We start from the raw sequence: 13423 nt of genomic DNA, 5'->3' as shown, positions 1-13423 counted from the left end.
GAATAGTAATTCCACTATATGAAAACGTCCAGAGCGCCGAGGGTGGGTGCACTCTGGGGGAGTGGGCCCTTGACGGCGTGCGGGCGGGAGGGAAGACTCCTTCAACAGAACGTTGAATTCCGTTACGTGGAAGTTTCTGCGACGTAACCGGAGGAGAACGGAAGAGAGGGGTCCCGGGTGGCCGACGCCGAACTGGTCCTGCGCTCGACGCGCGTCATCACTCCCGAGGGGGCACGGCCCGCCGCGGTCGCGGTCGCCGACGGCACGATCACCGCCGTCCTGCCGTACGACGCGCCCGTCCCCGCGGGAGCCCGGCTGGAGGACTTCGGCGACGACGTCCTGCTGCCCGGTCTGGTCGACACTCACGTGCACGTCAACGACCCCGGCCGCACCCAGTGGGAGGGCTTCTGGACCGCCACCCGCGCGGCGGCGGCCGGCGGCATCACCACCCTCGTCGACATGCCCCTGAACTCCCTCCCGCCGACCACCACGGTCGACCACCTCCGGGTCAAGCGGGAGGTCGCCGCCGACAAGGCGCACATCGACGTCGGCTTCTGGGGCGGCGCCCTGCCCGACAACGTCAAGGACCTGCGCCCGCTGCACGAGTCCGGCGTCTTCGGCTTCAAGGCGTTCCTCTCCCCGTCGGGCGTGGACGAGTTCCCGCACCTCGACCAGGACCGGCTCGCCCGCTCCCTCGCCGAGATCGCCGGGTTCGACGGCCTGCTGATCGTGCACGCCGAGGACCCGCACCACCTCGACGCCGCCCCGCAGCGCGGCGGTCCCCGGTACGCCGACTTCCTGGCCAGCCGTCCCCGCGACGCCGAGGACACCGCCGTCGCGCACCTCGTCGCACAGGCGAAGCGCCTCCACGCGCGGGTGCACGTGCTGCACCTGTCCTCCGGCGACGCGCTGCCGCTGATCGCCGCCGCCAAGGCGGAGGGCGTCCGCGTGACGGCCGAGACCTGCCCGCACTACCTGACCCTGACCGCCGAGGAAGTCCCCGACGGGGCCAGCGAGTTCAAGTGCTGCCCGCCCATCCGCGAGTCCGCCAACCAGGACCTGCTCTGGCAGGCCCTGGCGGACGGCACGATCGACTGCGTGGTCACCGACCACTCCCCGTCCACGGCCGACCTCAAGACCGACGACTTCGCGACGGCCTGGGGCGGCATCTCGGGCCTCCAGCTGAGTCTGGCGGCGGTGTGGACGCAGGCCCGGCGGCGCGGTCACGGCCTGGAGGACGTCGTCCGGTGGATGTCCGCCGGTCCGGCAGCCCTGGTCGGTCTCTCCCGCAAGGGCGCGATCGAGGCGGGCCGCGACGCCGACTTCGCCGTCCTCGCCCCCGACGAGACCTTCACCGTCGACCCGGCCGCGCTCCAGCACCGCAACCGCGTCACGGCGTACGCCGGGAAGACCCTGCACGGCGTCGTGAAGTCCACCTGGCTGCGCGGCGAACGCATCGTCTCGGACGGCGAGTTCACCGAGCCGAAGGGCCGGCTCCTCACCCGTACCCCCTGAGCCGAAGGGACGCGCGAGCCGCGTTCGCACTCCCCGGCACCCGCACCCGCACCGGCCGACTCCCGAAAGGCAGACCTGATCACCGTGACGGCGATAGAGAGCTTCACCGGCGACGCGAACCCCTACGGCGGCGGCGACCCGTACGCGGACTACCGCACCGCCGACTTCCCCTTCACCCGGTACGCCGACCTCGCCGACCGGCGGCTCGGAGCCGGGGTCGTCGCCGCCAACGACGAGTTCTTCGCCCAGCGCGAGAACCTGCTGGTGCCCGGACCCGCCGAGTTCGACCCGGAGCACTTCGGGCACAAGGGCAAGGTCATGGACGGCTGGGAGACCCGCCGCCGGCGCGGCGCCTCCGCCGACCACCCCTGGCCGACCGACGAGGACCACGACTGGGCGCTCGTCCGCCTCGGCGCGCCCGGGGTGATCCGGGGCATCGTGGTCGACACGGCGCACTTCCGCGGCAACTATCCGCAGGCGGTGTCGGTCGAGGGCGCCTCGGTGCCCGGCTCGCCGTCCGCCGCGGAACTCCTCGGCGACCATGTGAAGTGGACGACGCTGGTCCCGCGGACACCGGTCGGCGGCCACGCCGCGAACGGTTTCGCCGTGTCGGTGGAGCAGCGCTTCACCCACCTGCGGGTCAACCAGCACCCCGACGGCGGCATCGCCCGCCTGCGTGTGCACGGGGAGGTCGTGCCCGACCCCGAGTGGCTGGCGGTGCTCGGGACCTTCGACGTCGTCGCCCTGGAGAACGGCGGCCGGGCCGAGGACGCCTCCGACCTCTTCTACTCACCCGCGAGCAACACCATCCAGCCGGGCCGCTCCCGCAAGATGGACGACGGCTGGGAGACCCGCCGCCGCCGTGACCGGGGCAACGACTGGATCCGCTACCGTCTGGCGGCCCAGGCGGAGATCCGCGCGCTGGAGATCGACACGGCCTATCTCAAGGGCAACAGCGCCGGCTGGGCCTCGGTGTCGGTCAAGGACGGCGAGAGCGGCGCGTGGACGGAGATCCTCCCGCGCACCCGTCTCCAGCCCGACACCAACCACCGCTTCGTGCTCCCGGCCCCCGCGGTCGGCACGCACGCGCGCGTGGACATCTATCCCGACGGCGGCATCTCCCGCCTGCGCCTGTTCGGCTCCCTCACCGGAGCGGGCACGGCGGCGCTGACGGCCCGCCACCAGGAACTCGGCGGCTGACGGGCGCGCGGCGGCCGCCACCGCCGTGCACACCCGCGACGCGAGAGGGGTGTGTGCGGCGGCGGCGACGGGACGCGACGGCGGTCCCGCGCTTCCGCGGCACCCGGCCCGGTCCCGCCCGGGGCCGGGCCGCCGTCCGGGGGTCTACGCCGCGTGTCCGCCGTCCACGGCGAACTCGGCGCCCGTCACGTAGGCGGCGCCCGCCAGGTGCGCGACCGTCGCGGCCACCTCCTGCGCGGTGCCGAAGCGGCCCAGCGCGGTCATCGTCGCCTGGCCCGCCGCGTACGGGCCGTCCGCCGGGTTCATGTCCGTGTCGATCGGGCCGGGGTGCACCAGGTTCGCGGTGATCCCGCGCGGGCCCAGCTCGCGGGCGAGGGCCTTGGTCAGGCCGACCAGGGCCGACTTGCTCATCGCGTACAGGGTCCCGCCGGGGCCGGGCACCCGCTGGGTCATGCAGGTGCCGATCGTGATGATCCGTCCGCCGTCCGTCATCCGTCCGGCGGCCGCCTGCGAGGCCAGGAACACCCCGCGCACGTTCACGGCGAGCACCCGGTCGACCTCGCGGAGGCCGAGCTCCGCCAGCGGCCCGAGCACACCGACCGCCGCGTTGTTCACCAGCACGTCCAGGCCGCCCAGCGCCCGGACCGCGCGGTCCACCGCGCCCGCGGCCTCCCCGGCGTCCGCCGAGTCCGCGCGCAGCGCCACCGCCCGTCGTCCCAGGGCCTCGACGGCCGCCACGACGTCCTCGGCCGCCCGCTCGCCGTTCACATAGGTCACCGCCACGTCCGCGCCCTCCCGGGCGAGTCGCAGCGCGGTGGCCGCTCCGATGCCCCGGCTGCCGCCGGTCACGAGGGCCACCTTGCCGGTCAGGGTCCTGTCGGTCGTTGTCGTCGTCATGACTCCATCCCACCGCCCGGCGCCCGCGCGCGCTGGCGGCGAACGGACGTCGAGATCGCCGGTGCGGCCGGACGCCGGGAGGCGCGCGGAGCGCAGGGGCGCCCGCGGACCGGAACTCTTTCCTCCGCCTTCCGCGTTCTCCCTGTGTGACCCTTCAGCGAGAAATCGTCGGCAACGCCATGCAGATGGCGGTCGTCACCCTGTCCCCCGGCCGGACCGTGTACTGCGAGGCCGGGAGGTTCCTGTTCAAGACGGTCGGCGTGACCATGGAGACCCGCCTGGGCGGCCCCTCCGGCGGCAGCGGCGGGCCGACGCAGGGCGGCCTGTCCGGCGGCGGCACGGGCGGCATGCTGCGCCAGGCCATGGGCACGGCCATGCAGGTCGGCCGGCGCGCCCTCGCGGGCGAGTCGGCGGCGTTCCAGTACTTCACCGCCCAGGGCGGTGAGGGGACGGTCGGCTTCGCGGGCGTGCTCCCCGGCGAGATGCGCGCCCTGGAACTGGACGGCACGCGCGCGTGGTTCGCCGAGTAGGACGCCTTCGTGGCCGCGGAGTCCACCGTCGGGTTCGGCATCGCGTTCCAGGGCGGCCGCACCGGCATGAAGGGCGGCGAGGGCTTCGTCCTGGAGAAGTTCACCGGACGCGGCACGGTGATCATCGCGGGGGCCGGCAACTTCATCGACCTCGACCCGGCCGACTTCGGGGGCCGTATCGAGGTCGACACGGGCTGCGTGGTCGCCTTCGATGAGGGCATCCGCTACGGCGTCCGGCGGGTCGGCGGTCTCGACCGGCAGGGCGTCATGAACGCGGTGTTCGGCGGCGAGGGACTGTCCCTGGCCACCCTGGAGGGCAGCGGCCGCGTCATCCTGCAGTCCCTCACCATCGAGAGCCTCGCCAACGCCCTGCGCAAGGCCCAGGGCGGTGACAAACAGGGCCCGACCGGCGGCCTGTTCTCGACGGACGCGGGCTGAGCCGGCGGGCCGCGGACGCGGCACCGCGCGGACGTACGGCCTCCGAGCCCGTCCGCGCCGTGGCCCGTCCGCGCCGCCCGGCACCGGCCGGCCGCGGGCGGTCCGTCCGGACGTGCCTCGCCCCGCGGCCTGGTGACGTGGGGGGTCCGCGGGGCGAGGGTCTGAGGATGGGACGGGTGAACGGGCTCGGTCAGCAGCCGTAGTTGATCAGGTCGAAGGTGACGTAGTGGTCCGCGGTGTAGTAGTCCTCGGCCGACTTCTGCCCGGTCACGATGCGGCGCGCCCCGCGCGTCGAGGAGCCCGGGGTCTTCACCGTGTACTCGTGGTAGTAGCCGGTGCTCCGGCTGGGCAGGACGCCTTCCCGGTTCTGGAAGACGGATCCGTCCTGCGAGTACGGGTACGGCCCGCCGGCCTCGATGAGATCGAGCGTGTCGTACGCCTGGGAGGGCAGCTTCGTGTAGCAGACGCTGCCGACGGCGGCGTGGGCCGTGGTGGCGGAGACGGTGCCGCCGACGAGGAGGGCGGACAGGACGGCCGCCGAGGTGACGGTACGAGTGATCCGTGGGGGGAATCTCATGGCCTCATGATGACGCGCGTAGACCGTGTCATGTCAATGACAAGGTGGCGGAATTTGCCGTCGGCCCCGAGAAGTTTTCACGGTGTTAACCGGCGTCCCGCCCCCTGCGTTCAGCCCGGCTTCCGGCTCTCCGCGGCGGCGAACAGGGCGAACGCGAGCACGATCAGCGCGACGCTCGCGTACACCTCGTAGCCGTCGAGGAGCCCGAGGCGCTGCACGAGGCCCACGTGCCAGTGGGTGAACTCGTGCAGCAGCCCCAGGACGCCCTGCACCAGGGCGAGGAATCCGAGTGCTCCCAGCAGTTCCTTCATGCCTGTGACTCTCGCCCCGCGGTGCGCGCGCGGACCATCGGCCGCCGGGCGTGACCCGGGCGACGGAAGGCTGCGGACCGGCGGCCCGGCCGGGCCGAAAGGAGACGGCGCCGCGACTCGGGTCGGCCCTCCCCGGCCTTCGGTAGCCGATCGCGTCCACGGGGAGGTGGCGCGGACCCGCGCTGCGTAGATTTGTCGACCATGAGGGCAGACGAGAGCACGGCACCGGCGGCGCCCGGGTTCACGGGCCCCCGGTGGCTGCTGCCGTCGGCCGTCGTCGCGGAACTCGCCCCGGAGGCCGGACGCCCGGGCCGCCGCACCGCGCGCGACTGGATCGTCGACTTCCTCTGCTTCCTCGTGGCCGTGGCCGTCGGCCTGACGGTCGCGGACGCCTTTCCCGGCGAACGGGAACTTCCGGAGGTCGTCGCCGCGGCGGACCAGCTCCTGGGCGCCCTCGCCTGCGCGGCGGTCTGGCTGCGCCGCCGGTGGCCCCTCGGCCTGGCGATCGCGATGGTCCCCCTCGGCTTCCTGTCCACCACCTCGGCCGGCGCCTGCACGATCGCCCTCTTCACCCTCGCCGTGCACCGGCCGTTCCGGTACGTGGCCTGGGTGGGCGGCGCCCAGGTGGCCCTGATCCCGCTGCTCGCCTGGGCCCGCCCGGACCCCACTCTGACGTACGGGCCCGCGGTGGCGTGGAGTGTGCTGTTCACCGTCACGACCATCGGCTGGGGCATGTTCGTCCGGTCCAGGCGGCAGCTGATGCTGAGCCTGCGCGACCGCGCCCGCCGCGCCGAGACCGAGGCCCGGCTGCGCGCCGAGCAGGCGCAGCGGCTGGCCCGTGAGGCGATCGCCCGGGAGATGCACGACGTGCTCGCCCACCGGCTGACCCTGCTCAGCGTCCACGCGGGCGCGCTGGAGTTCCGTCCGGACGCGCCCCGCGAGGAGATCGCGCGGGCGGCCGGCGTCATCCGCGAGAGCGCCCACGAGGCACTCCAGGACCTGCGGGAGATCATCGGCGTCCTGCGGGCCGGCGAGGGCGACGACGGCGGCCGTCCCCAGCCGACGCTGGCCGCGCTGGACACCCTGGTCGCGGAGTCCCGCGAGGCCGGCACGAAGGTCACCCTGGACCAGCGCGTCACCGACGCCGCAGCCGTCCCCGCCTCCGTCGGCCGCACCGCCTATCGCGTCGCCCAGGAGTGCCTCACCAACGCCCGCAAGCACGCGCCGGGCGCGGAGGTCGCGGTCACCGTCACCGGCGGCCCCGGCGAGGGACTCGACGTGACCGTGCGCAACCCGGCCCCGGTGGGCGAGGTGCCGCCCGTTCCCGGCTCGGGCCAGGGCCTGATCGGCCTGACCGAACGGGCCACCCTGGCCGGCGGGCGGCTGGAGCACGGGACGTGGGGGGACGGGGGATTCGAGGTGCGGGCGTGGCTGCCGTGGCCGGCGGCGGCCTGACGGGGCTCGGGCGGACCGCGCCGGCCGGCCCGTTCGTCGCGAACCGTGGACCGAGCTGCCCGCGACCGTGAGTACGTGAGGTCCATGACTGCGATCAGACTCCTCCTCGTCGACGACGATCCCCTGGTGCGGGCGGGGCTGGCCTTCATGATGGGAGGCGCCGACGACATCGAGATCGTCGGTGAGGCCGCCGACGGGAGCGAGGTCGAGGAACTCGTCGGGCGCACCCGCCCCGACGTGGTCCTGATGGACATCCGGATGCCGGCCGTGGACGGCCTCGCGGCCACCCGACTGCTGCGCGGCCGCGAGGACGCACCGCAGGTCGTGGTGCTCACCACCTTCCACGCCGACGAACAGGTGCTGCGCGCGCTGCGCGCGGGCGCCGCCGGGTTCGTCCTCAAGGACACGCCGCCCGCCGAGATCCTCGACGCCGTGCGCCGGGTCGCGGCGGGCGACCCCGTCCTGTCGCCCGCGGTCACCCGGCAGCTGATGGACCACGCCGCCGGCGCCACGGCCGACACCCGGCGCGCCCACGCGCGCGAGCGTCTCGCGGCCCTGGGCGAGCGCGAACGCGAGGTGGCCGTCGCGGTCGGCCGGGGCCTGTCCAACGCGGACATCGCCGCCGCCCTGTTCATGAGCGTCGCCACCGTCAAGGCCCACGTCTCCCGGGTCCTGGCCAAGCTCGGCCTCAACAACCGGGTGCAGATCGCCCTGCTGGCCTATGACGCGGGCCTCCTGGAGGACGGGGACGACGGGGCGGACGGGCCCGGGTGACGGGCCGTGAGGAAGAGGGCGCGCCGGGCACCGGACGGGCCGCCCGCTCGTTGCCTTCATGACGGCAGGGCCGCCGTCGGCACGGGAGGGGGCGGGGCGTGAGCGAGGTCATCGACCTGGGGGAGTTCGGCGACGCGCTCCGGCGTGATCCGCATCCCGTGTACGCGCGACTGCGCGAGCGCGGCCCGGTGCACCGGGTGCGGCTGCCCGTGCCCGACGCGCACCCGTGACCGGTCCCCGCTCGACCGCACCCCCGCCGGCGCTCGACGGACCGTCCGGCGACTGGCTGCCCGGCCCCCTGATGCGCGGGATGCGGAGCCTCCCGGTGCGCCGGTAGCACGGGGCCGCCCCGTCCGGTGGCGAGCGGACCCCGGTGCCGCACCGGGGTCCGGCCCCGCTCAGCCCGTCCCGGACGCCCCCGGGATCTCCGAGAGCCACACCGCCCGGCGGTCCCGCCGGGACACCTCGCAGGCCTCGGCTATGCGCAGGGCCTCGAGCGCCTCGCGGCCGCCGCAGGGGTTGGGCCGCTCGCCCCGCACCACGTCCACGAAGGCGTTCAGCTCCGCCGCGTAGGCGGGCTCGAACCGCTCCAGGAAGCCGGTCCACGGCTTGTCCGCGGCCGGTGGACCGGTGGGTTCGGTGGACGCGATCGGGGTGCGGTCGTCCAGGCCCACGACGATCTGGTCGAGCTCTCCGGCCAGTTCCATGCGGACGTCGTAGCCCGCCCCGTTCAGCCGCGTCGCCGTCGCGGTGGCGAGGGTGCCGTCGTCGAGGGTGAGGACCGCGGCCGCCGTGTCCACGTCACCCGCCTCGCGGAACATCGCGGGCCCGGCGTCGGAGCCGGCCGCGTAGACCTCCGTCACCTCGCGGCCGGTCACCCAGCGCAGACAGTCGAAGTCGTGCAGGAGCGCGTCCCGGTAGATCCCGCCGGACACCGGCAGCCAGGCGGCCGGCGGCGGCGACTGGTCGGACGTCAGCGCCCGTACGGTGTGCAGCCGCCCGAGCCGCCCCGAGAGCACCGCCTGGCGGGCCCCGGTGTAGCCCGCGTCGAAGCGGCGCTGGAAGCCCATGTGCAGGATCGTTCCGGCGCTCTCGACCTCGGCGATCGCCTGTAACGTGCCCGCCAGATCCAGGGCGATCGGCTTCTCGCAGAAGACCGGGAGTCCCGAGCGTGCTGCCCGACCGATCAGTTCGGCGTGGGCCGAGGTGGCCGTGGTGATCACCACGGCGTCGACGCCCCAGCGGAAGATCTCGTCCACCCCTGGAGCGGCCGTCTCGCCCAGCCGGTGCGCGAGCTCCTGGGCCCGCGCGTGGTCCGCGTCCGTCAGGATCAGGGATCCGACCTCGCGGTGACGGCTGAGTGTGTTCGCATGAATGGTGCCTATGCGGCCCGTCCCGATGACCCCGATGCGCATGGAACCAAAGTGACGTCGCAGGCCGGGCGCTGTCAATGCGTATGTCCGGACAACCGAACTACACAACTTCCCGTCAACCGGTCGCGGGGCTACGCTCGGGCCGTGCCGAAACCAGAAGTGGACCCGACCGTGCAGCTGGAACTCCGCGTGGACCGAAGTTCGCCGGTGCCGTTGTACTTCCAGCTCGCCCAGCAGCTGGAGGCCGCGATCGAGCACGGATCGCTCACCCCCGGCAGCCTGCTGGGCAACGAGATCGAGCTCGCCGGCCGGCTCGGCCTGTCCCGGCCGACCGTCCGCCAGGCGATCCAGTCGCTCGTCGACAAGGGCCTGCTCGTCCGTCGCAGGGGCGTCGGGACGCAGGTCGTGCACAGCCAGGTCAAGCGCCCGCTGGAGCTCAGCAGTCTCTACGACGACCTGGAGGCCGCCGGGCAGCGTCCGGCGACGACGGTGCTGGTCAACACCGTGGTCCCGGCGTCCGCCGAGGTCGCGGCCGCGCTCGCGGTGGCCGAGGGCAGCGACGTGCACCGGGTGGAGCGGCTGCGCCTGGCGCACGGGGAGCCTATGGCGTACCTGTGCAACCATCTGCCCTCCGGCCTGCTCGACCTGGACACCGAGCAGCTCCGGGCCACCGGCCTGTACCGGCTGATGCGGGCCGCCGGGATCACCCTGCACAGCGCCCGCCAGTCCATCGGTGCTCGCGCCGCCACCCCGGCCGAGGCCGAGCGGCTCGCCGAGGAGGAGGGCGCCCCCCTGCTGACCATGCAGCGCACGACCTTCGACGACACCGGCCGGGCGGTGGAGTTCGGCGACCACATCTACCGGCCGACCCGCTACTCCTTCGAGTTCCAGCTGCTCGTGCGCCCCTGAGCCCCGCCCGTGCGATCGGTCCGCCTTGGTCGCATTGTCCGGACAAGGTGACCGGATGTCCGGACAAGGTGAGTGACGGGCGGTCCCCGGCCCCGGTGTGCGTGATCCCCGTGTTCGATAATGGGGCGTTTGTGTCCGGTGAGAGGTCACCGGACGCGGGCTTCGACGAACACGGCAAGAAGGGCACCGCCTCGTGGCACGGCTTCGGACCTGGGCAGGGATCGCTTTGGCGGGGGCACTCACCGTGTCCCTGGCAGGGTGCAGCGCGACCGGCGGCAAACGCGCGGAGGACGCCCGCGAGGCCGCGGCGGCCCGGGGCGGGGCGGCGGTGGACACCCCCCGGTGGACTGTCGCGATGATCACCCACTCGGGTGATGGGGACACCTTCTGGGACATCGTCCGCAGCGGCGCCGAGCAGGCGGCCGACAAGGACAACATCAACTTCCTGTACTCGCACGACGACGAGGCCCAGCAGCAGGCCCAGCTCGTCGACGCGGCGGTCGCCAAGAAGGTCGACGCGATCATCGTCACGCTCGCCAAGCCGGACGCGATGAGGGCGGCCGTGGCCCGCGCCGGGAAGGCCGGCATCCCGGTGATCACGGTGAACTCCGGTTCGGCCGAGTCCAAGGCGTTCGGCGCGCTCGCCCACATCGGCCAGGACGAGACGATCGCCGGCGAGGCCGTCGGCGAGGAGCTGAACCACCGGGGCCGCGAGAACGTGATCTGCGTCCTGCACGAACAGGGCAACGTCGGCCACGAGCAGCGCTGCGCCGGCGTGGCGAAGACCTTCACGGGCAAGGTCGAGAACCTCTACGTCAACGGCACCAACATGCCCGACGTGCAGTCCGCGATCGAGGCCAGGCTGCAGGCCGACACCTCGGTCGACGCGGTGGTCACCCTCGGCGCCCCGTACGCGGACACCGCCGTGCAGGCCGGGCGGGGCGCGGGCAGCACGGCGGAGATCGACACCTTCGACCTGAACGCCAAGGTGGCCGCGGGTCTGCGGGACGGCACGCTCGGCTTCGCCGTCGACCAGCAGCCGTACCTCCAGGGCTACCAGGCCGTCGACCTGCTGTGGCTGTACAAGTACAACAGCGACGTCCTCGGCGGCGGCAAGCCGGTCCTCACCGGCCCGCAGATCATCACCAAGGACCAGGCGGCGGCCCTTGCCGAGTACACCGAGCGGGGCACCCGATGAGCGCGCTGTCGCCCGGGACGGCCGAGGTCACGGCTCAGAAGCCCTCGGATCCTTCCGGGGGCCCGCAGGCCCCGAAGGCTCCGGATACCCGCAAGACGGCTGACGAAAGGTTTCTTCGGACCTCGCCCCTGCGCCGGCTGCTGATCCGCCCGGAACTGGGCTCCGTCGTGGGCGCGAGCGCGGTCTTCGTCTTCTTCGCGCTGGCCGCCGACAGCTTCCTGCGCGCCGGCAGCCTCAGCACCGTCCTCTACGCGTCCTCGACGATCGGCATCATGGCCGTCCCGGTCGCGCTGCTGATGATCGGCGGCGAGTTCGACCTGTCGGCCGGGGTCATGGTCACGTCGTCGGCGCTGGTCTCGTCGATCTTCAGCTACCAGGCGACGGCGAACGTCTGGGTCGGCGTGGGCGTGTCCCTGCTGGTCACGCTCGCCTTCGGCGCCTTCAACGGCTTCATGCTCACCCGGACGAAGCTGCCCAGTTTCATCATCACGCTGGGCACCTTCCTGATGCTGACCGGCGTCAACCTCGGCTTCACCAAGCTGATCGACGGCACGGTGTCGACGAAGACCGTCGCGGACATGGAGGGCTTCGGGTCCGCCCGCGACGTCTTCGCCTCCACCCTCACGATCGGCGGCGTCGACTTCAAGGTCACCATCCTGTGGTGGATCGCCCTGGTCGCGGTCGCCTCCTGGATCCTGCTGCGCACCCGCCCCGGCAACTGGATCTTCGCGGTGGGCGGCAACAGGGAAGCCGCCCGCGCGGTCGGCGTGCCGGTGACCCGGACCACCGTCGGCCTCTACATGGGCGTCGCCCTCGGCGCCTGGATCTCGGGCCAGCACCTGCTCTTCTCGTACGACGTCGTCCAGTCCGGCGAAGGCGTCGGCAACGAGCTGATCTACATCATCGCCGCCGTCATCGGCGGCTGTCTGATCACCGGCGGGTACGGCAGCGCCGTCGGCTCGGCGGTCGGCGCGCTCCTCTTCGGGATGACGAGCAAGGGCATCGTCTTCGCCGAGTGGAACCCGGACTGGTTCACCTTCTTCCTCGGGGCGATGCTGCTCCTCGCGACCCTGCTCAACGCCTGGGTCCGCAAGCGCGCGGAGGCCTCGAAGTGACGGTGACGCACGAAGCGGAGGAGACCGCGGCGCGCCCGGCGCTCGTCGAGCTGTCCGGCGTCGGCAAGCGGTACGGCAACGTCCGCGCCCTCCAAGGGGTGTCCCTGGAGGTCCACGCCGGCGAGATCACCTGCGTCCTGGGTGACAACGGCGCGGGCAAGTCGACCCTGATCAAGATCGTCGCGGGGCTTCACCGGCACGACGAGGGAGTGCTCCGTCTCGACGGCGAGGAGAGCGCCCTGTCCTCCCCGCGCGAGGCCCTCGACCGCGGGATCGCGACGGTCTACCAGGACCTGGCCGTGGTCCCGCTGATGCCGGTGTGGCGGAACTTCTTCCTGGGCTCCGAGCCGCGCAAGGGCGCCGGCCCCTTCAGACGCCTGGACGTCGACCTCATGCGCCGGACCACCCGCGAGGAGCTCCTGCGGATGGGCATCGACCTGCGGGACGTCGACCAGCCGATCGGCACGCTCTCGGGCGGCGAACGCCAGTGCGTGGCGATCGCGCGGGCGGTGTACTTCGGCGCGAAGGTCCTCGTCCTGGACGAGCCGACGGCGGCGCTGGGCGTCAAGCAGTCCGGCGCGGTCCTGAAGTACGTGGCGGCGGCCCGGGACGCGGGTCTGGGCGTCGTGCTGATCACCCACAACCCGCATCACGCCTACCTGGTGGGGGACAGGTTCGTCCTGCTGCGGCGGGGCGCCATGGTGGGCGCACACCCACGCGACGAGATCACCCTGGAGGAGCTGACGCGCCAGATGGCGGGCGGCGACGACCTGGACGACCTCCGCCACGAGCTGCGGCGGGCCTAGGCCCTGCGGGCGGATCGGGTCGCGGGGGCGGCGGAACGGTTCCGCGTCCGCGACCTGACCGAGGGCGAGGGTTCCGCGTCCGCGACCTGACGACGGGGAGGGGTCCGCGTCCGCGACGCGATCGACCGGCAGGGTTCCGCGTCCGCGGCGTGAGAGACGGGGAGGGGTCCGTGAGAGACGGGGAGGGGTCTCAGTCCGCGGCGCGATCGACGGAGAGGGACCCGCGTCCCCGACCGGCGGCGACGCGCCCGGGCGGGACGGCGGACGCCCGCCCCCGCCGCCGCCCCGCTCGGCACCCGGCGGGACGGTGAGGCAGAATCGGCGG

12 protein-coding genes and 2 pseudogenes are annotated in these 13423 nt (G+C 73.3%); 10 read left to right on the top strand and 4 right to left on the bottom strand.

The annotated features are described in order from the left end of the window. The first annotated feature begins 177 nt into the window (after positions 1-177). Positions 178-1515, top strand: a complete 1338-nt coding sequence (gene allB, locus J2X68_RS22170) for an allantoinase AllB (protein ID WP_310434270.1) — start codon at positions 178-180, stop codon at positions 1513-1515. An 84-nt stretch (positions 1516-1599) separates the two neighbouring features. After that, entirely contained in the window at positions 1600-2715 is a 1116-nt protein-coding gene (gene alc, locus J2X68_RS22165; protein ID WP_310434269.1) for an allantoicase, read from the top strand. A 144-nt stretch (positions 2716-2859) separates the two neighbouring features. Here the strand turns inward: alc and J2X68_RS22160 are convergent, their stop codons facing one another. Next, positions 2860-3612 (bottom strand): SDR family oxidoreductase, encoded by a 753-nt coding sequence (locus J2X68_RS22160; RefSeq protein ID WP_310434268.1) that lies wholly within the window; start codon positions 3610-3612, stop codon positions 2860-2862. A gap of 146 nt (positions 3613-3758) precedes the next feature. Here J2X68_RS22160 and J2X68_RS22155 point away from each other — a divergent pair. Further along, positions 3759-4580: pseudogene (locus tag J2X68_RS22155) on the top strand (AIM24 family protein). A 190-nt stretch (positions 4581-4770) separates the two neighbouring features. Here the strand turns inward: J2X68_RS22155 and J2X68_RS22150 are convergent. Both J2X68_RS22150 and J2X68_RS22145 read right to left on the bottom strand, forming a co-directional pair. Then, positions 4771-5157: a ribonuclease domain-containing protein gene (locus J2X68_RS22150; RefSeq protein WP_310434267.1), complete on the bottom strand. Its 387-nt coding sequence runs from the start codon at positions 5155-5157 to the stop codon at positions 4771-4773. A gap of 110 nt (positions 5158-5267) precedes the next feature. Next, positions 5268-5468 (bottom strand): hypothetical protein, encoded by a 201-nt coding sequence (locus J2X68_RS22145; RefSeq protein WP_310434266.1) that lies wholly within the window; start codon positions 5466-5468, stop codon positions 5268-5270. 201 nt (positions 5469-5669) lie between these two features. Between J2X68_RS22145 and J2X68_RS22140 the strand changes: the two genes are divergently transcribed. The 3 genes and pseudogenes from J2X68_RS22140 to J2X68_RS22130 form a co-directional block, all read left to right on the top strand. Next, complete coding sequence (locus J2X68_RS22140; RefSeq protein WP_310434265.1) at positions 5670-6923, top strand: histidine kinase; 1254 nt, start codon at positions 5670-5672, stop codon at positions 6921-6923. 84 nt (positions 6924-7007) lie between these two features. After that, a complete protein-coding gene (locus tag J2X68_RS22135; RefSeq protein ID WP_310434264.1) occupies positions 7008-7697 on the top strand; it encodes a response regulator transcription factor in 690 nt (229 codons plus the stop codon). Between the two features lie 98 nt (positions 7698-7795). Further along, positions 7796-7918 (top strand): annotated as a pseudogene (locus J2X68_RS22130) (cytochrome P450); the annotation flags it as partial. 177 nt (positions 7919-8095) lie between these two features. Here J2X68_RS22130 and J2X68_RS22125 read toward each other — a convergent pair. Continuing rightward, a complete protein-coding gene (locus tag J2X68_RS22125; RefSeq protein ID WP_310434263.1) occupies positions 8096-9112 on the bottom strand; it encodes a Gfo/Idh/MocA family oxidoreductase in 1017 nt (338 codons plus the stop codon). Positions 9113-9241: 129 nt separating this feature from the next. On the opposite strand from J2X68_RS22125, the gene J2X68_RS22120 reads away from it, so the two are divergent. The 4 genes from J2X68_RS22120 (at position 9242) to J2X68_RS22105 (ending at position 13098) form a co-directional block, all read left to right on the top strand. Continuing rightward, on the top strand, positions 9242-9979 hold the full coding sequence (locus tag J2X68_RS22120; protein WP_310434418.1) for a GntR family transcriptional regulator: 738 nt from the start codon (positions 9242-9244) through the stop codon (positions 9977-9979). Positions 9980-10172: 193 nt separating this feature from the next. Next, positions 10173-11177, top strand: a complete 1005-nt coding sequence (locus J2X68_RS22115; protein ID WP_310434262.1) for a sugar ABC transporter substrate-binding protein — start codon at positions 10173-10175, stop codon at positions 11175-11177. After that, on the top strand, positions 11174-12292 hold the full coding sequence (locus J2X68_RS22110; protein WP_310434261.1) for an ABC transporter permease: 1119 nt from the start codon (positions 11174-11176) through the stop codon (positions 12290-12292). Before J2X68_RS22115 ends, J2X68_RS22110 begins: the two co-directional genes overlap by 4 nt. Next, positions 12289-13098, top strand: a complete 810-nt coding sequence (locus J2X68_RS22105) for an ATP-binding cassette domain-containing protein (protein WP_310434260.1) — start codon at positions 12289-12291, stop codon at positions 13096-13098. The genes J2X68_RS22110 and J2X68_RS22105 overlap by 4 nt, the downstream gene beginning before the upstream one ends. Positions 13099-13423: the final 325 nt, after the last annotated feature.

The organism is Streptomyces sp. 3330 (assembly GCF_031456635.1).
Taxonomy (GTDB): Bacteria; Actinomycetota; Actinomycetes; order Streptomycetales; family Streptomycetaceae; genus Streptomyces.
Note: the sequence above shows the minus strand (reverse complement) of the source record. Positions and strands in the feature narration are given on the sequence as shown.